Below are 17585 nucleotides of genomic sequence, written 5' to 3' on the forward strand. Positions count from 1 at the left end.
TTTTGAAGAAACAACCAGATTGAATTACAGAATCGAGGAATTAGGAAACACACTAGATATTTTAGATAGTTTTATATAGTTTATTTGACTGCCATGTTTTGGTATGACGGCCATAGCGGCGGGGAAACACCCGGTCCCTTCCCGAACCCGGAAGTAAAGTCCGCCCGCGTATCTGTCTGTACTGTACTGCGCAAGCGTACGGGAACTCAGACACGCTGTCAACCACTTTCCCATTTTCTCCGAAGACCGTGAGGTCTAGACTCGGAACACCAACAAGATAGGATTCTGAACCACGATGTATACCACCTGACACCGGTTCATGGGATTCGACCCGTCCGTTCCACAACCTGTCGCACTTGGCTCCGATCAAGAGTATATAAAATCTCAAAATAGATAGAATTATATACTACATCGACATGGCAGGGATTGGTATGACGGCCATAGCGGCGGGGAAACACCCGGTCCCTTCCCGAACCCGGAAGTAAAGTCCGCCCGCGTATCTGTCTGTACTGTACTGCGCAAGCGTACGGGAACTCAGACACGCTGTCAACCACTTTCCCATTTTCTCCGAAGACCGTGAGGTCTAGAAGTCGATCAGGACATCGATAGTGATCGCTCATTGGATCATCACACGAATCCCGATGGATACAGGAAACTTCGAATTTTGACAGAAATAAATGGTTTGGAAAAGGGTTTGATGAAAGCTATCAGAGATCCATCTCGGAGAGCTTGACGAGCTTCGCCCATCTCCTGTCGACCTCGGCCTGATAGGCCTCGACGACAGGCTCCCACTTGTCCACGAGGAGGTGCTTGAACCTTCCCTGTGCATTGAACCAGTCGAGGATGGGCTTCTTCTCGGCCTTACCGTCAGCGATCCTGGAGGATTCGGCTGTCAGGGAGTACTTCCCATCGACGACCTCGAACAGAGGCCAGACGCAGGTCTCGACGGCGAGCTTCGCCATGTCGATGGTCCTGTCGGACGGGAACCTCCATCCCCTGGGGCACGGGGAGATCGCGTTGATGAACGAGGGGCCATTGGCCTCGAATCCCTTGGATGCCTTGGTCACAGTGTCCCTCCAGTTGTGGGGGGAGACCTGGGCGACGTAGGGGATGTTGTGCGCGACCATGACCGCGGTCATGTCCTTGGAGTTCTCCTTCTTTCCGGCCTGGACGGTTCCCGCCCAGGAGGTGGTGGTGGATGCCCCGAGGGTCGTTGCGGACGACCTCTGGATACCGGTGTTCATGTACGCCTCGTTGTTCAGGCACACGTACATCATCCTGTGGCCCCTCTCCATCGCTCCGGAGAGCGCCTGCAGACCGATGTCGTATGTCGCACCGTCTCCGGCGAAGTTGACGAACTTGATCTCCTCGGTGATCTTGCCCCTCTTCTTCAGGGCGTTGTAGGCCGTCTCGAGACCCGCGCATGTAGCGGCACCGTTCCCGAAGGCGGTGTGGACGTACGGAGTGTTCCAGGAAGTGTACGGGAACACGGTGGTGGACACCTCGAAACATCCGGTGGACAGGGACACTGCTACCTCATCGGACGTGCCCATGAGGATCTGCTTCGCGATGATGGACTCCGCGCATCCGGCGCAGAGCCTGTGTCCGCTCGCGAGCCTTACAGGAAGCTTGTTCAGCTCCTTCAGAGAAAGTGAGGTCATATCTTCACCCCCAGGTAAGTGAGGCGCTGAGCCTCTCCGGAGACCACGGCCTCCATCATCTTCTTGAATCCGGCCACGGTGGCGTCGGCGCCTCCGAGTCCGTAGATCACATTGTACATCTTGGGCACCGTGCCGTTGATCGTGGCGGCGGTGACGACCTCGGGGAACACGGGTCCGTACGCCCCGATGCTGAGGTGCTTGTCGAACACGGCCACGGCCTTCTTGCCCTTCAGCACCTTGGCGATGGCCTCCTCGGGCCAGGGCCTGTACACGTGGGGCATGCAGCATCCGACCTTGAGGCCCTCGTCCCTGAGGATGTCCACGGTCTCCTTCATGGTCCCGAATGACGAACCGATGATGACCGCGACGTACTCCGCATCGTCGCACCTGTACTCATCGACCAGATGGTACTCCCTTCCGGTCTTCTCGGCGAACTCCTTGAAGACCTCCTCGGCTACCTCGAGCGCCTTCTTCATGGCGAGCTCGGACTGGACCTTGTGGGGGTAGTAGAAGTCGGGACCGTCCATGTTACCGTGGGAGACGGGGTGCTTCGTGTCGAGCAGCGGGTAGAGGGGCTTGTACTCCCCTACGAACTCCTTGACATCGTTGGTGTCCATGACGGTCATCCTCTCGATCGCGTGGGTCAGGATGAAACCGTCCAGGTTGACGAGGATCGGCAGCTGGACATCGTGGTGCTCCGCGATGCGGGGCGCGATGATCGAGTTGTCGTACGCCTGCTGGACGTTCTCCGAGAACAGCTGGATCCATCCGGTGTCGCGGGCGGACATCGCATCCCCGTGATCGTTGTTGATGTTGATGGGTCCGCTGATCGCCCTGTTGGCCACGGCCATGACGATGGGGACGCGCATGGCCGCGGTGATGGGGAGCATCTCCCACATGTAGGCCAGTCCCTGGGACGCGGTGGCGGTGAATGTCCTGGCCCCGGCGGAACCGGATGAGGTGCACAGCGTGAGCGCGGAATGCTCGGACTCCACGCAGACGAACTCCGTGCCGACCTCGGCGTTGGACACGTACTCCGCGAACTTCTCGACGATGATCGTCTGAGGAGTGATGGGGTATGCCGCACACACGTCCGGGTCGATCTGCTTCCATGCGAGTGCGACCGCGTTGTCTCCGTTGATTGCTATGTCGTGGCTCATGCTCACTCCTCCTTCATTGTGATGGCATCCTTGGGACATACCCTGGCGCAGATGCCGCATCCCTTGCAGTGGGACATCTTGACGCCGGACATCTTGTCGTCCCTGAACACGATGCTGTTGTCCGGGCAGTAGATCCAGCACGTGTAGCAGTCGATGCACTTGTCCTGGTCGACGACCGGGACGTAGCTTCTCCAATCTCCTGTGGCGAACTCCTCGGAGGAGCCGGGCTTGATGATCCTGCCGCCTACGACGAGGTCCTTGATGTTTGCCATTGCCATTTCACTGCACCTCGTTGTAGCCCCTCTTGAGGGCGGACAGGTTCTTCACGATGACCTTGTCGGCCAGCTTTCCGGTGAACTTCGTGGTGATCTGGTCCTCGAGCATGTCATAGGGGACCACAGGGCATGCCTTGATCACCGCGCCGAGCATGACCGTGTTGACCATGGGCTTGCCGATCTCGTCGATGGCTATCCTGTTGGCATCCAGCGTATGGCACTCGACGTCTATGCCGAGGGCGTCCTGGAGCTCCTTGGGGGAGCCGGTGTAGTTGGCCACCACGACGGAGTCCTTCTTCAGCCCGCGGGTGACATCGACCTTGCCCACGAGGGTCCCGTCCATGATGACGACGATGTCAGGCTCATACACTTGGCTATGTACTCTGATGGGTTTGTCGGAGATCCTGGTGAATCCCCTGATAGGAGCACCCATCCTTTCCGGACCGAACTCCGGGAAGGCCTTGACGTACTTGCCTGAGGCGATGGCGGTCTCGGCGAGGATCTCGTTCGCCGTGACGAGTCCCTGACCTCCCCTACCATGCCAACATAGTTCCATGTGCATTAGTACCACTGAGCCTCCGTATGTCTGCTTTGTTTTAAAATCTTCGTAGTTAGCGTTGCTTCAATTATTGATTGAAGAAAAAAATAAGCATATTTTTGAGGGGAATCGTAGCGGATTTACGATATTAGTAGGAATATCTACGAATACAGCCAAATCACATCGAAGGATCCATCATGTCGACATCCCGAGGGAGATCGTATTATCCATACGGGTAACATCCATGGAGGCGAACCGCGACCGATGCCCGCCGTCCCTCCCATATGCACCAGGTCACGGCGATGGGACGCGTCCGAACGACCGTCATGAGGGAAATCATTTAGAAGGCAAAGGGATACGGAGAATCATTAGGCATAAGTATGCCATCCAAACCGCTTGCAGATGCGGAGATTTCCCGATGGACAGAAAAATTGTGGATGTAAACGAGCTGCACGTCGAAGACATACCCATCGTGGGAGGAAAGGGTGCCAACCTGGGCGAACTCACCAACGCCGGTTTCCCGGTGCCGGAGGCGTTCGTTCTCACCACGTTCTCCTATGATTACTTCGTGAACAACGGAAAACTGATGCCCGAGGTCGAGAAGAAGCTCGCCGGCATCGATCGCACCTCCGACGACAGCCTCACCCAGGCGTCCGAGGAGATCAGGGCCATTTTCGAGGAATGCGCCATCCCCGACGACCTGAAGAAGGAGATCGTCTCCAAGTACAGGCTCCTCGTCCCCAAGGGAAAGGTCGGGTTCGTGGCCGTCAGGTCGTCCGCGACGGCCGAGGACCTTCCCGATGCCAGCTTCGCCGGTCAGCAGGAGACCTACCTCAACGTCAAGGACGAGGCGGACCTCTTCGACAAGATCAGGAAATGCTGGTCGTCCCTTTTCACCGCCCGCGCCATCGCGTACCGCGAGAAGCAGGGCTACTCCCACAGCGATGTCAAGCTGGCCGTCGTCGTCCAGAGGATGGTCAATTCCGAGTTCTCCGGGATCATGTTCACCGTCGACCCCAACAGCGGCGCGAAGCAGATCGTCATAGAGGGAGGATACGGCCTCGGAGAGGCCATCGTAGGCGGAGAGGTCACTCCCGACACCTACATCGTGGACAAGCAGAAGATGGAGGTCGTCAAGAAGAGGATCTCCACCCAGACATGGAAGTACGTCCGCGGGAAGGAAGGCGGTGTCGAGAAGAAGGACATGCCGTCCGACATGGTCAAGGCGCAGAAGATACCCGACTCCCGCATACAGGAGATCGCGGAGATCGGAAGGCAGATCGAGATCCACTACGAAAAGCCCATGGACATGGAGTGGTGCATAGAGGACGACAAGGTCTACATCGTGCAGGCGAGGCCCATCACCGCCACCGGCAACTCCGCCACCAACGAGTCCGTCGGGACCGCCGTGTCCAGCGAGGACATCCTGTCCAACGGCCTGGGTGCCAGTCCCGGCCTTGCGACCGGGAAGGTGATCCTGTACGACATCAGCATGAGCCTCGATGCCGTCAAGGAGGGCGACATCCTCGTCACCAAGATGACCATGCCCGACATGGTCCCCGCGATGAGCAGGGCCGCCGGGATCGTCACCGACGAGGGAGGCATGACCTGTCACGCCGCCATCATCTCCAGGGAGCTCGGGACGCCCTGCGTCGTCGGTACCGGGAACGCGACCGAGGTCCTGAAGGACGGGATGGAGGTCACCGTGGACGGTACCACCGGGACCGTGTACAAGGGGACACTCAGGAAGGCCGAGGCCGCGGCCGCCGGGTCCGCGTGCGTCTGCGCCGAGTACGTTCCCATCACGGGAACCAAGGTCATGGTCAACATGTCCATGCCCGCCAAGGCGGACGAGATCGCGAAGCTCCAGTGCGACGGCGTCGGGCTGATGCGCAGCGAGTTCCTGTTCACCAACTACATAGGGGAGCACCCCTGCGCCGTGATCGAGGAGGGGAGGACCGACGAGCTCATCGACAAGCTCGCAGAGGGCATAGCCAAGGTCTGCAGGGCGTTCTACCCCAGGCCGATCACCCTCCGCACATCCGACTTCAAGACCAACGAGTACCGCGACATGAAGGGCGGGGCGGACTACGAGCCGAACGAGGACAACCCCATGATCGGCTGGAGAGGTTGCTCCAGGTACGTCTCCGAGTCCTACCGCGAGGCATTCATGTGCGAGCTCAGGGCCATCAAGAAGGTGCGCGACGAGATGGGATTCAAGAACCTCAACATGATGCTCCCGTTCGTCCGCACCATCGAGGAGGTCGAGGACATCACAGAGATGATGAAGCAGGTCGGGCTCAGGCGCGGCAGGGACTTCAAGCTCTACTTCATGGCCGAGGTCCCCGTGAACATCTTCATGGCCGACGAGTTCTGCAAGTACTGCGACTGGTTCTCCATCGGGTCCAACGACCTGACCCAGCTGACCATGGGATGCGACCGCGACTCCGACATCCTCGGTCACATGGGATACTTCGACGAGAGGCAGGAGGGCGTCAAGAGGGCGATCGCCCAGCTCATAAAGGTCGCCCACGAGAACGGCAAGCACGTCAGCATCTGCGGACAGGCCCCCTCCGTGTACCCCGAGTTCACCGAGTTCCTGGTGGAGCAGGGGATCGACTGCATATCCCTGAACCCGGACACCTTCAACAAGACCAAGAGGATCATCGCCTCGGCCGAGCAGAGGGTGCTCCTGAGAGACCTCAGGAACCTCAGGGACAAGCTCTGAAATCATTTCCAGGAGGGGCATCCGCCCCTCATACCCTTCTTTCTCGCTCCGGACCGACCCCGATATATAGAGGCAGCCGCATCGGCGCCCTGCAGCCGATTAGGACATCGAACGAGTGAGACAATGAGCAGCTACAGAGAAGCGATCGTCAAGGCGTTCCCATACACCGTCCCGGTCCTCACAGGATATCTGTTCATCGGCGGGGCGTTCGGGGTGATGTTCGCCGACATGGGATACAACATCCTGTGGGCCATCCTCATGAGCACGGTCGTCTACGCCGGGTCCGGACAGTACCTGGCCGTCAACTTCTTCGTTCCGGGGTTCTCGCTCGTGCAGGCGGCGTTCCTGACCATCATGGTGAACATCAGGCACGTCTTCTACGGCCTGTCGCTCGTGGAGAGGTACAACAGGTTCGACAGGAAGCGCTGGTACATGATATTCGGGATGACCGATGAGACCTACTCGCTCATCTGCACCACGAAGGTGCCGGAGGGAGTGGACGAGGGCAAGTTCCTGTTCTCCATAACCCTGCTCGACCAGCTGTACTGGATCATCGGTACGGTCATAGGGTCGATACTCGCAACGGGAATCGGATTCAGCTCCGAGGGGGTCGAGTTCGCCATGACCGCGCTGTTCATCGTGATGTTCATAGAGCTCTGGTACAGGCGCACCAACAGACCTGCGGAGCTCATCGGACTGGTGGTCGCGTTCGTGTGCCTGCTGATATTCGGAGCGAACAACTTCGTCCTGCCCACGATGATCCTCATCATCGCGGTCATCATGCTCTGCAGGGACAGGCTGGAGAAGAAGATGGAGGTCGAGGACGGTGCTTGACACTGTATCGTCGCTGATCATGATCGCGGTCGTGGCCGTGGCGACGTTCGCCACGCGCGCGGCATCGTTCCTGGTGTTCCCCAAGGGCAAGGAGATCCCTCCGGCCGTCAAGTACATCGGGATGGTGCTGCCTCCGGCGGTCATAGGGATGCTGGTGGTCTACTGCCTGAAGACGACCGACGTCCTCACCTACCCCTACGGCATCCCGGAACTGATATCCTGCCTCGTGGTGATAGCGCTTCACGTTTGGAAGAGGAACATCTTCCTCAGCGTGGGCGCGGGGACCGTGCTATACATGTTCCTGGTGCAGGCGGTATTCTGACCCGCCCGTACGGACGGCTCACTCATCCTTGACGCTGTCCATCAGCCTCTGGTTTATACCGTCGGCCTCCTCGCTCGGGAGCAGCATCGTGGTGATCTCCATGAACGGGTGCTTGGAACCCTCGATGATCTTGACGTCGTCGAGGCTGTGTAACCCCCAGCGCTCCGCCGTCTTCTCCAGGCCGATCTTCGTGTCGTAGTCGTTGGGGACCAGGACTATCGCCTTGAAGTCCTTCAGGCCGAGCTTCTTCGCGGCCATCATCCTGTGGTGACCGTCCACCAGGAGATATCCCTCGCGGCGCTCCACGACTATGAGAGGCTCGTTGAGTCCTCTCTTCAGCTCGTACTGGCGTCCGATCAGCTCGTCCATGTAGACCTCCTTCTGGGTCGGGATGATCTGGTCTATGCCTATGTCCTTGTTGACCACCTTGAAGCGGAGTCCGTTCTGCTGCTCCAGGAAGTTCTTGATGGACATCACCTTGCCCGGACGCGACTTCTCTATCTGCGAACGGACGATGTCGATGTTGGATATGATCCCGACCAGTTTCTTGTCCTCGTCCACGACAGGGAGGTTCCTGAGCCCGTACCTGAACAGTATGCGCGTCGCGTCCTCCGTGGACATCGAGGGGATCGCACACAGCGTTCCCCTGCTCATGACCGTGCGGATCTTGGCATTTGGCTTGTCCACATGCCGGAGAAGCTCCTTCGCGGTGATGAATCCCAGAAGGTACCCCTTCTCCGTTATCGGGAATCCGTGGAAATTGGAGGCGATGATCTCCTGCCTCACCTGCTCCACCGTCATGTCAGGACTGACCGTGTGAACCTTGCGGATCATGTACTCTCCGACTGTAGCGTCTGGCATCGATCCCGAATCTCATCGGCGTGATAATAAGTCTCGGTCTGAGATGGCACGGACCCTACGCTCCAGGGAGGAGATGCGGGACCTCAGGAGCAGCATGATCGCATCGCGACGGTCCTCCGGGACCGCCCCGTCCGCGGAACCGAGTATGTCCTCGACACCGTCCAGACTGGAACGGAGGGCGTCCATATCGACCCAATCGAGATCCGATACTAGCGTCAGCTGGTCGTCGAAGCTCTTCCTGAACGGCTTGCATCTGTCGGACGAGGCATATTGGATGTCATCGACGATCTTGTCGAAACCCAGACTGGCCCCCGTATCGAATATCGGCGATGCCCCCTTCCACTCCAAGGTGTCCGGGTCACGTATGATGCCGAAGTTGTTGGTGTGACGGTCGACGTTGACCATGAGATAGTCCAGCACCAGCATCATGTCCACATCGTGGGTGATGTCGATCCCGTGTTCCCTGCAACACCCGACATAATGGTCCAGAGAGGTCGTGTTATTCGACCGGGGGGTCGATACCATGACATTGTATGCCGAGACGAACTCCGAACCTCCGTCTATGAAATCATCGCATGCGGAGCAGAGGAGCCTTCCGTCCGATATGAGATCGTAATCCACGTGCGGAATCCCCAACGCCTCCGAGATATGGGCCGCTATCACCTCGTTGAAAGGCTCCTGGTTGATGGGCGGTGTGCCGGATTTCAGAAGTCTGCGCTTGCTGCCGATTATCTTCCACTTCTTCCTCAGATTACCCTCGGTGGTGCTGTCCGGGGATGAGAGGTCCAACCCCCTCTCTGGAACATCCCGTCCGAACAACAGGTCCCCCATGTCCTCAGAGAAATCGTTCTCTAGGAAATTCACCGAAGACCAGCTGAGATCCGCATTGTGCTGACGGATCCAGTAATGATCGGACAGACAGAGGCCATTGGATTCCATCAGGAGTCTGAAAGGCGCCCCGATGCCCAGATACTCACACAGATCGCGTATCCCAGTACGACTCACGGGGATCGACCTGCCGGACCACCAGTCCTTCAAGGATTTGGAATCCGGATGCCCGCCCCTGACCGTTCTGACAGGCATGTGGTCCAGCCGGGAGACCGACACGACCGAGCTGATGAGGCCGGTGTCCAAGTCCATATCCAGTTCAGACACCAGCAGGTCCTTGTGCATCAGATCGTAATGTGCCATGTGGATTCCGTCCGAACTGTCCCTGATAGCTGTTCAGCATTGTCATATAACTATCATATTCTATAAAGATGTCTAGCACGGGGACTTAACCAGACTGAGTATGGATGGGTTCCTGCGAACTCTTTAATTGGTTGCTCAATCTACCGCCCTCCCAGAGGAATATAAACATGGCAGGAACAGTCATGACTGCGGAGAGCATCGAGGAAGAGACCAGGCTCCACGATGCGCTCGACAAGATCAAGCACATCATCATCGTTATGAGCGGGAAAGGCGGAGTGGGAAAGTCCACCGTATCGTCCAATCTCGCCACCGAGCTGTCCAACAGGGGGTACCAGACGGGGATCATGGACGTGGACATCACCGGGCCCAACATCCCCAAGATGTTCGGTGTCGAGGACGAGAAGCTCCATGTGCTCGACGAGAGGCTGATCCCCGTCACGGTACCGCCTTCCCTGAAACTCATGTCCATGGCATTCCTGCTTCCCGACAAGGACTCCCCCGTCATGTGGAGGGGCCCCGTCAAGATGGGCGCCATAAAGCAGTTCATCGAGGATGTCAACTGGGGAGAGCTCGACTATCTCGTCATAGACATGCCCCCCGGGACCGGCGATGAGGCGCTGTCCATCGTCCAGCTCATGCCCAAGGCCGACGGGATGGTTATCGTCACCACCCCGCAGGACGTCGCACTGCTTGACAGCAGGAAGTCCCTGAGGTTCGGTGCCGAGACGAGGATCCCGATCATCGGCATAGTCGAGAACATGAGCGGGTTCGTCTGCCCCCACTGCGGGGAGATCACGGACATCTTCAAGTCCGGCGGCGGGGAGAAGGCTGCGGCCGAGCTCAACGTCCAGTTCCTTGGCAAGGTGCCCATAGAGCCTGGAGTGGTGGAGTGCGGCGACAGCGGAATGCCCGTGGTCCTGAAGTATCCCGACTCCGCGTCCGCGAAGGCGTTCAAGGGGATCGTCGACAGGATCGTCAAGACGGTAGAATGAGGATAATCGCAGTTTCCGAAGGGGAGTCGCTGGACTCGTACGTCGCAGACGACTTCGGCCACGCCCCGTTCTTCCTGCTGGTGGACTCCGAGACCCTGGACTACAGCGTCATCGTGAACGAGTTCATGGACTCGGAGTCCGGAGCGGGGATGGCCGTGGCGAGGGCCATATCCGGACTGGGTGGTGTCGATGCGGTGCTGACCGGAGGGATCGGTATGCACGGCATAGAGATCCTCAGGAAGGCCGGCATCGACGTGTCCTCCGACGAGGAGGGCACCGTCGAGGAAGCGATAAGGGACTACATCCGTCGCGTGGAGAGACGGAAGAAGTTCGAGAGCATGGCTGGATGAAGAAGGCAGTTCGCTACCCTCATCATCCAACATAAAACCCATAAGGGCCGGCTCACACGCCGGTCCTGTCCCCCCATATGATCTTGTGAAGCTGAGGCAGTACGCGCACATCGATGCCCTCGGACAGGACGCGATCCGCCAGCCATCCCAGCCTCCCGGTCCCGCCGACCGGCCCGAATATCACGTTCGTCCCCGGGCGGTGCGCCTTGACGAAGTCCACCGCGTAGTCCAGGTCCTCCTCGGTCTCGATGACGAACTTCAGCTGGTCCTTCCCCGAGAGGAGATCCAGGTTCCCGACGAGCATGCGGTCGGTCATGCCCGACGCGGGACACTTCCAGTCCATGCTTATGAGGACCAGGTCGTCCCGGGGGACGGCGGAGAGGTCCACCGACCCGTTGGTCTCCAGGTCGACTTGCCTCCCCATCGAGACCAGCCTCCCGATCAGCTCCGGCGCGTCCGGCTGCATCATTGGCTCCCCTCCCGTGAGGCACACGCGGGGGCAGTCCCCGACCCTCTCAACTATCTCGTCCAGGGTCATGTCCGTTCCTCCCTCGAACGAGTAGCCGGTGTCGCACCACCTGCACCTGAGGTTGCATCCTACCGCGCGGACGAACACGGTCGGGAGCCCCATCTGGAGCCCCTCGCCCTGGATGGACCGGAATATCTCGCAGATCCTCATTGCAGGTTCTCACCGTGCTCGTATTCGATCTCGTCCCTGTACCCCGCCTCCCTGAAGCCCTCGAGCCTCAGGCGGCACGAGTCGCAGTGGCCGCATGCCTTGTCCCCGCCGTTGTAGCAGGACCACGAGAGCTCCAGGGGCGCCCCTAGCCTCTTCCCGCGCCTGACGATGTCGGCCTTGGAATCGTGGAGTATCGGGGTCACGATCCTGATCGGATTGCCCTCGACCCCTGCCTTGGTGCCCTTCCCGAGCATGTTCTGGAATGCCTCGAAGAACTCCGGGCGGCAGTCCGGGTATCCGGAGTAGTCGACGACGTTGGCGCCTATGTATATCCTGTCCGCGTCGATCGACTCGCAGAGTCCGGCGGCGATGCTCAGGAACACTATGTTCCGGGCGGGGACGTACGTCACGGGGATGGTCTCGCTGAGGTCCCCCTCGCGGTCCATCGGGACGTCGATGTCGTCCCTGGTGAGGGCCGAACGGAACGATGACAGGTTGAGGTCGATGACCACGTGGTCCACGCCGTAGTGCCTGCACACGTTCTCGGCGGAGACGAGCTCCCTGGTGTGCCTCTGGCCGTACCTGAAGCTGATGGCCGTTACCTCGCATCCGTCGGCGATCGCCTGTGCGAGTGACGTGGTGGAGTCCAAACCTCCAGAGAGTAGGACGACCGCCTTGGGCATTCAGAGCACCTCCGTGTACCATGCGGTCTGCCCGCGCTCCTCGTCCAGTCCCACCGAGACCGAGCGCACGTTGGACGGGAACCTGATGTCGTCGACCATCCTCCTGGTCATCATGCGGGCCATCTCCTCCGCGGTGGTCGTGGGGATGGGCAGCAGGGTGACGTCCTCCCTCGGGAACAGGTACCTCTTCCCGCAGGAGACCGCCTCCACGGACTCGGGGGTGACCGTCACGCTGACATCCTCGGACTCCGTAGGGATCAGCGTCCTGTGGTCGAACTCCTCGATGATCGCCTTCAGCTCCTTCTTGAGTATGACGAAGTCCATGATCATGCCCTCGGCCCCTATCTCGCCCTCCAGCCTGAGCCTCACGATGTAAGAGTGGCCGTGGAGCCTGGAGCACTTCTCGTGCCTCGGTATGAAATGGCATGCCGAAAACCTGATCCCCGAATATCCTCCGTCTATCTCCAATATCACTGTGAACCCTCCGTTAGTCTTCTGGCCAGGGCGATGGAGTCCCTGTAATCGGTTTTTGCCCTCGACGTGTCGACGAACACCCTGTCCGAGTTGACGACGGGCGCGCCCAGGGCCTGGGCCCCTCCCACGAAGTGGAGGGTCCTGAACATTATGTTACCCGTGATGCCCTCGGGAGCGATTATCACCCCCGCCTCGTGGATCGCGTCCTCCACGAGGATCTGGCAGTTGTAAGCGTCGTACCCCGCCTGGTTCAGCTTCGCTGTGACGGCCTCGGCGCTGTCTATGGAACGGTCCACCGCGGCGCACCTGCCGCGGTCCTCGGCCCTCCCGCCCGACATGACCGCTATGCGGGAGTCCATCCCGATGGTCCGGGCCAGGTCGGCGGCGCGGCGCGCGATGTCGACCCTCTGGTCGTTGGTCCACCCCTCGTCTATCCCGACGGGGGCGAGCATGAGGAGCCTCCCTCCCCTCGGCTCCAGCAGGACCACGCGCTCGAGCCTCCTGAGCTTCATGCCTCTCTTGAGTATCGGTAGCAGGACGTCGGAGGGCATGTCCCCGCGCACGGCGGCATCGATCCTCCCCGACACCAGGTCGGAGACCATGGCCTCGGGGTCGTCATATATGGTGACGTTCGCCCCGGACCCCTCGGCGCTCGCCTCGACGAAGCCCCTGTCGGTCCCCCTCCCTATCCCTATGCGGACGTTCGGCAGCGGCCCTGCGAGGAGCTCTCCCGAACTCCCGATCATCAGAGACCACCTTTGTTCGAGTGTCCGACGGATACGATCGCGCTACCGGGAAGCTTGTCCTTGCGCTCGGACTCCCCGGCGATCCTGCCGAACACGAGCTGCGCCACGAGCCTGTACCCCTCGGGTATGCCGAACTCCTCGCGCACCGCATCGTCCACGATCGGGTTGTAGTGCTGTATGTTCGCTCCGAGACCGATGTCGTACATCGCGGTCCAGACGGCGAACTGCATCATGGCGTTCCCGTGCTCGGCCCAGACGGGGAATGCGTCCGCATAGCTGGGATACTGCTCGGCCAGCGATGCTGCGGAACTGTCTATCTCGTAGAACAGGATGGTCCCGGCCGCCTTCGCGAAGTTGCGGAGCTTTATCTCGGTCTTGCGGAACCTCTGCTCGTCCCCCACCTTCCTGCGGAGGATGTCCTCCACGATGGCCCAGAACCTCCTGTGGTCCTCTCCAGCGAGGACGACCATCCTGACGGACTGCGCGTTGAACGACGAAGGGACGTTGGGAGACATGGTCTCCAGCATGCGGATCACGTCGTCCATCGTCACGCCTGCGCTCGCGATGTCATCGTCGAGCATGTACGCCGAATACCTGGCGGAAACAGCTTCCTGGTACTCCATGCGGATGCTAATGCCGACGGCCTATAAACCCTTGCGTCGGACACCTTCGCCCGAGAATCGATTTTTACGGATCCCGTCCGGGATGCGTGTCCCGGATGCCGTTCGGCGGTGTCACATTCATTAGCCCGTACTGCCATGGTCTCTCCGACGACAAGGAGTGTTCGTGATGGTGAGAGGAATCGGAATCATTGTCAGACCGGGTGAGCCGCCCTACGTCTCTTGGATCGTGGCGGGGACACTTGTCCTGATCACAGGGATCCTGGGGATCTGGGCAGACATCCTGCTGTTGGAAGCCGCCAGTGTTGTCATGGGAGGCTCCGTCATATTCCTGAACGCATGTACCAATTACAGGGTCCATAAGGATTTGAAGGACGTTCGTTGCGAGAAGGAGATGTCCATATCGTACGAATGTTCAGATGACGGGAAGTACTTCTACTTCATCTCGAACCCGGACCATGCTCCGAACAGATCGAACGACCGTGACGGTCCCAGAACTTGATTGACGACTGTCACCATCAGGTTCTAGGAATCATCTGCAGACATGGGGGATACCCCCCAGTTTCCCCTTTTGACAAGGCGTCTCATCCTAGAGACGTCTGCACAGGCCATAACCATCGTGAGTCATCGATCGTCCGAATGGACCCGGCATGATTCATCTTATCTATCAGCAGAGCATAGTCCGGGACATGGAAAAGGGACAGGTGTATCTCCTGATGTCCGTCGCCGGCATCGCGATGATGGTGTCGGGGTTCATCTGCTATGTGGCGCTCATCGAGGTGGGGTTCGAGGTGCTCTTCATACTCGGACTCGTTCTGCTCCTCTTCGCATACTATGCGACCAACAGGATGAACAAGAGCCTCAACGCGGAGCTGCAGGAGATTCTGGACCATGAGGCGGCGAACGGATACATCCACTACATGGACGGGGAGTCCGCGGAGAACCCCGCGACGGTGACGTACCTGACCAAGTGATACGATGACGGCTCTGAACGCGGAGATCCTGTACCTCATGTTCAATTCCGCGAACATGAACCGGTGGAACGACCACATGAGACCCGTCGACCTGACGGAACTGGACAAGCAGGCCCACAAGGCCGCCATCGCATGGGTCCTGGGGAAGTTCGAGGAGTCCGCGGGGAACGGGATCGACTGGAGGGTGGTCATCGAGCACACGCTGTTCTCGTTCATCCAGAGGACCGTCATGACCGACCTGAAGCCGCAGGTCTTCCACAGGATAGTCGCGGAGCGCAGAGGGCCGGTGAACGAGTTCGTGATATCAGAGTTCGAGAGGCTCGTCCCGAACTCCGACCCGGACCTGAAGGCCAGACTGACGGAGTACCTCTACTCGGAGAAGGACAGCCTGGAGGACCGCGTCATACGTGCGGCCCACTACCTGGCAACGAGATGGGAGTTCCAGCTGATCTACGATTCCAACCGGTCGCTGTACGGCATAGACCAGACCCGCGAGGAGATAGACGAGCAGATCGGCCAGCACCTAGACCTGGTCGGAGTGAGGGCGATAAACGATGCGGGGGACACCTTCGACTTCATAGACCTCATCGGCCAGCTGAGGTTCCAGCAGCGCTGGGCGAGGACCCCGCGCATACCGAAGACCACCGTCCTGGGACATTCCCTGATGGTCGCCAACATGATGTACCTCCACGACCTCGACCACGGCGCGTCCGACAGGCAGGTCTACAACGACTTCTACACGGGACTGTTCCACGACCTCCCGGAGGTCCTGACCAAGGACGTGATATCCCCGATCAAGACCAGCGTCAACGGCCTTGCGGCGATATTGGAGGATTACGAGCGCGACCTCGTCGAATCCAGGATAATGCCGCTGATCGACGGCGAGTGGCACGACGAGTTCAGGTTCATGGTGTTCGACCCGTTCTCCAGCACCGATCATCCGGAGTTCGGGGCGAGGAACGGCGGCGACCTGAAGGCGTGCGACCTCATGGCGGCGTACATGGAGGCCCACATATCCAGATGCTACGGGATCACGTCCAACACCCTCCTCGAGGGGGAGAAGGACCTTCGCGACAAGCTCATGGACCGCGGCAGGGGCATAGGCGCCAAGCAGCTGATCGACGGGCTGGACCACATGAGGATCTGATCCGACCGCTGCGGCCGCCGGGGGAATGTGTGAGAAGGGGCCCGAGGGCCCGGAAGAAGTTTCGTGACTTGCCAGGCATCACTGCCTGTCGATGACCTCCTGTCCCCTCATGTAGGGTCTCAGGACCTCGGGGATCGTGACGGTGCCGTCCTTGTTCTGATAGTTCTCGAGGATCGCCACCATCGTCCTAGGCAGGGCGAGGCCGGAACCGTTCAGGGTGTGCACGAACTCGCTCTTGAGGTGGGGCTCGCGCCTGAACTTGATCTTGGCCCTACGTGCCTGGAAATCGCCGAAGTTCGAGCATGAGGATGCCTCGAGGTACGCGTCCTTCCCGGGGGCGTAGAGCTCCAGGTCGTAGCACTTGTTGCAGGAGAAGCTCATGTCCCCTGTGCAGAGCAGGAGGACGCGGTAGGGGAGGTCCAGCGCGTTGATCATGTCCTCCGCGTTCTTCCTGAGCTCCTCCAGCCTTGCGGCGGAGTCCTCGGGCTTCACGAAGTTGACCATCTCGACCTTGTTGAACTCGTGCACCCTTATGATGCCCCTGGTGTCCGCGTGCTTCCCCACCTCCCTCCTGAAGGAGGGCAGGTATGCGGTGTAGTAGATGGGGAGGTCCTTGATATCCAGGATCTCGTCCTGGAGAAGGTTGGTTATGGGGACCTCTGCGGTCGGGTTGAGGAACAGGTCGTCCCTCTCCAGATAGTACATGTCGTCCTTCAGGTTCGGATACTGCCCGGTACCGGTGACCGCGGCCTTGTTGACGACCACGGGAGGGAACAGCTCCGTGTACCCCTGGTCCTGGTGCGTGTCGAGGAAGTAGTTGACGAGCGCCCTCTCGAGCCTCGCACCGTCCCCCTTGAGGCAGTAGAATCCGCTTCCGGCGACCTTGACCGCCCTGTCGAAATCGATTATGCCCAGGTCCTCCGCTATCTCGAAGTGCTGCCTCGGCGTGAAGTCGAACTGCCTCCTCCTTCCAGCCTCGTAGACCACGACGTTGTCGTTCTCGTCCTTCCCGAGGGGGACGTCGGACGCGGGGATGTTAGGTATGTTCAGGACGCAGTCCTGACGGACGTCCTCGAGCTCCGCCATCCTGTCGTCGTTGGCCTTGATCTTGTCGGAGACCGCCCTCATCTCGGCGATCTTCGCATCCTTCTCCTCGCCCTTGGGCATCTTGGAGATCTGGAGGGACACCTCGTTGCGGATCTTCCTGAGACGGTTGTTCTCGTCGGTGAGGGCCCTCCACTCGCCGTCGGCATCCAGGAACCTGTCCAGGATCGCCTCGTCCTTGTTTCTGTTCCTGAGCATGGTCCTGATCATGTCAGGATCCGCCCTAATGACATTGACATCAAGCAT

General features: G+C 59.5%; 20 protein-coding genes and 2 rRNA genes. 10 read left to right on the top strand and 12 right to left on the bottom strand.

Annotation, left to right across the window (positions count from 1 at the left end):
- Positions 1 to 102 precede the first annotated feature (102 nt).
- Both rrf (V5D86_RS08400) and rrf (V5D86_RS08405) read left to right on the top strand, forming a co-directional pair.
- Positions 103 to 224 (top strand): 5S ribosomal RNA (rrf, locus tag V5D86_RS08400).
- Positions 225 to 430: 206 nt separating this feature from the next.
- Positions 431 to 552: ribosomal RNA gene (gene rrf / locus V5D86_RS08405) — 5S ribosomal RNA — on the top strand.
- 155 nt (positions 553 to 707) lie between these two features.
- Here rrf (V5D86_RS08405) and V5D86_RS08410 read toward each other — a convergent pair.
- The 4 genes from V5D86_RS08410 to V5D86_RS08425 are packed head-to-tail and all read right to left on the bottom strand — an operon-like array spanning position 708 to position 3652.
- Positions 708 to 1661 carry a thiamine pyrophosphate-dependent enzyme gene (locus V5D86_RS08410; RefSeq protein WP_414596237.1) on the bottom strand — a complete coding sequence of 318 codons (954 nt, stop codon included), beginning with the start codon at positions 1659 to 1661 and terminating at the stop codon, positions 708 to 710.
- On the bottom strand, positions 1658 to 2821 hold the full coding sequence (porA, locus tag V5D86_RS08415) for a pyruvate ferredoxin oxidoreductase (protein ID WP_414596238.1): 1164 nt from the start codon (positions 2819 to 2821) through the stop codon (positions 1658 to 1660). Before porA ends, V5D86_RS08410 begins: the two co-directional genes overlap by 4 nt.
- Before the next feature lie 2 nt (positions 2822 to 2823).
- A complete protein-coding gene (locus V5D86_RS08420; protein WP_414596239.1) occupies positions 2824 to 3099 on the bottom strand; it encodes a 4Fe-4S dicluster-binding protein in 276 nt (91 codons plus the stop codon).
- A 1-nt stretch (position 3100) separates the two neighbouring features.
- On the bottom strand, positions 3101 to 3652 hold the full coding sequence (locus V5D86_RS08425) for a 2-oxoacid:acceptor oxidoreductase family protein (protein WP_414596240.1): 552 nt from the start codon (positions 3650 to 3652) through the stop codon (positions 3101 to 3103).
- Between the two features lie 400 nt (positions 3653 to 4052).
- Between V5D86_RS08425 and ppsA the strand changes: the two genes are divergently transcribed.
- The 3 genes from ppsA to V5D86_RS08440 all read left to right on the top strand — a co-directional run bounded on the left by ppsA (position 4053) and on the right by V5D86_RS08440 (position 7518).
- Positions 4053 to 6362, top strand: coding sequence for a phosphoenolpyruvate synthase (ppsA, locus tag V5D86_RS08430; protein ID WP_414596241.1), 2310 nt, complete (start codon positions 4053 to 4055; stop codon positions 6360 to 6362).
- Between the two features lie 123 nt (positions 6363 to 6485).
- Entirely contained in the window at positions 6486 to 7196 is a 711-nt protein-coding gene (locus V5D86_RS08435) for an AzlC family ABC transporter permease (protein WP_414596242.1), read from the top strand.
- Positions 7197 to 7215: 19 nt separating this feature from the next.
- Positions 7216 to 7518: a branched-chain amino acid transporter permease gene (locus V5D86_RS08440; protein ID WP_414596300.1), complete on the top strand. Its 303-nt coding sequence runs from the start codon at positions 7216 to 7218 to the stop codon at positions 7516 to 7518.
- Between the two features lie 18 nt (positions 7519 to 7536).
- On the opposite strand, the gene V5D86_RS08445 is transcribed toward V5D86_RS08440, so the two are convergent.
- Both V5D86_RS08445 and V5D86_RS08450 read right to left on the bottom strand, forming a co-directional pair.
- Positions 7537 to 8379: a CBS pair associated ParBc domain-containing protein gene (locus tag V5D86_RS08445; RefSeq protein ID WP_414596243.1), complete on the bottom strand. Its 843-nt coding sequence runs from the start codon at positions 8377 to 8379 to the stop codon at positions 7537 to 7539.
- A 12-nt stretch (positions 8380 to 8391) separates the two neighbouring features.
- Complete coding sequence (locus V5D86_RS08450) at positions 8392 to 9570, bottom strand: excisionase (protein ID WP_414596244.1); 1179 nt, start codon at positions 9568 to 9570, stop codon at positions 8392 to 8394.
- 167 nt (positions 9571 to 9737) lie between these two features.
- Between V5D86_RS08450 and V5D86_RS08455 the strand changes: the two genes are divergently transcribed.
- On the top strand, positions 9738 to 10562 hold the full coding sequence (locus V5D86_RS08455; RefSeq protein WP_414596245.1) for an Mrp/NBP35 family ATP-binding protein: 825 nt from the start codon (positions 9738 to 9740) through the stop codon (positions 10560 to 10562).
- A complete protein-coding gene (locus V5D86_RS08460; RefSeq protein ID WP_414596246.1) occupies positions 10559 to 10912 on the top strand; it encodes a NifB/NifX family molybdenum-iron cluster-binding protein in 354 nt (117 codons plus the stop codon). Before V5D86_RS08455 ends, V5D86_RS08460 begins: the two co-directional genes overlap by 4 nt.
- 52 nt (positions 10913 to 10964) lie before the next feature.
- Here the strand turns inward: V5D86_RS08460 and V5D86_RS08465 are convergent, their stop codons facing one another.
- From V5D86_RS08465 to V5D86_RS08485, 5 genes are read right to left on the bottom strand one after another with little or no spacing between them, the layout of a single operon-like run.
- Entirely contained in the window at positions 10965 to 11591 is a 627-nt protein-coding gene (locus V5D86_RS08465; RefSeq protein WP_414596247.1) for a 7-carboxy-7-deazaguanine synthase QueE, read from the bottom strand.
- Complete coding sequence (queC, locus tag V5D86_RS08470) at positions 11588 to 12274, bottom strand: 7-cyano-7-deazaguanine synthase QueC (RefSeq protein WP_414596248.1); 687 nt, start codon at positions 12272 to 12274, stop codon at positions 11588 to 11590. Before queC ends, V5D86_RS08465 begins: the two co-directional genes overlap by 4 nt.
- Positions 12275 to 12748 carry a 6-pyruvoyl trahydropterin synthase family protein gene (locus V5D86_RS08475; protein ID WP_414596249.1) on the bottom strand — a complete coding sequence of 158 codons (474 nt, stop codon included), beginning with the start codon at positions 12746 to 12748 and terminating at the stop codon, positions 12275 to 12277.
- Positions 12745 to 13494, bottom strand: a complete 750-nt coding sequence (mtxX, locus tag V5D86_RS08480) for a methanogenesis marker protein Mmp4/MtxX (protein ID WP_414596250.1) — start codon at positions 13492 to 13494, stop codon at positions 12745 to 12747. Before mtxX ends, V5D86_RS08475 begins: the two co-directional genes overlap by 4 nt.
- Positions 13494 to 14117 (bottom strand): nitroreductase family protein, encoded by a 624-nt coding sequence (locus V5D86_RS08485; protein WP_414596251.1) that lies wholly within the window; start codon positions 14115 to 14117, stop codon positions 13494 to 13496. Before V5D86_RS08485 ends, mtxX begins: the two co-directional genes overlap by 1 nt.
- A 166-nt stretch (positions 14118 to 14283) precedes the next feature.
- Between V5D86_RS08485 and V5D86_RS08490 the strand changes: the two genes are divergently transcribed.
- The 3 genes from V5D86_RS08490 (at position 14284) to V5D86_RS08500 (ending at position 16235) form a co-directional block, all read left to right on the top strand.
- Positions 14284 to 14616, top strand: a complete 333-nt coding sequence (locus V5D86_RS08490) for a hypothetical protein (RefSeq protein WP_414596252.1) — start codon at positions 14284 to 14286, stop codon at positions 14614 to 14616.
- A 187-nt stretch (positions 14617 to 14803) separates the two neighbouring features.
- Positions 14804 to 15088, top strand: a complete 285-nt coding sequence (locus V5D86_RS08495; RefSeq protein WP_414596253.1) for a hypothetical protein — start codon at positions 14804 to 14806, stop codon at positions 15086 to 15088.
- A gap of 4 nt (positions 15089 to 15092) precedes the next feature.
- Positions 15093 to 16235 (top strand): HD domain-containing protein, encoded by a 1143-nt coding sequence (locus tag V5D86_RS08500; protein WP_414596254.1) that lies wholly within the window; start codon positions 15093 to 15095, stop codon positions 16233 to 16235.
- Between the two features lie 78 nt (positions 16236 to 16313).
- Here V5D86_RS08500 and serS read toward each other — a convergent pair whose 3' ends face one another.
- Positions 16314 to 17585: a serine--tRNA ligase gene (serS, locus tag V5D86_RS08505; protein WP_414596255.1), complete on the bottom strand. Its 1272-nt coding sequence runs from the start codon at positions 17583 to 17585 to the stop codon at positions 16314 to 16316.

It is taken from the genome of Candidatus Methanoprimaticola sp. MG2, assembly GCF_047501175.1.
In the GTDB taxonomy this organism is placed as follows: domain Archaea; phylum Thermoplasmatota; class Thermoplasmata; order Methanomassiliicoccales; family Methanomethylophilaceae; genus Methanoprimaticola.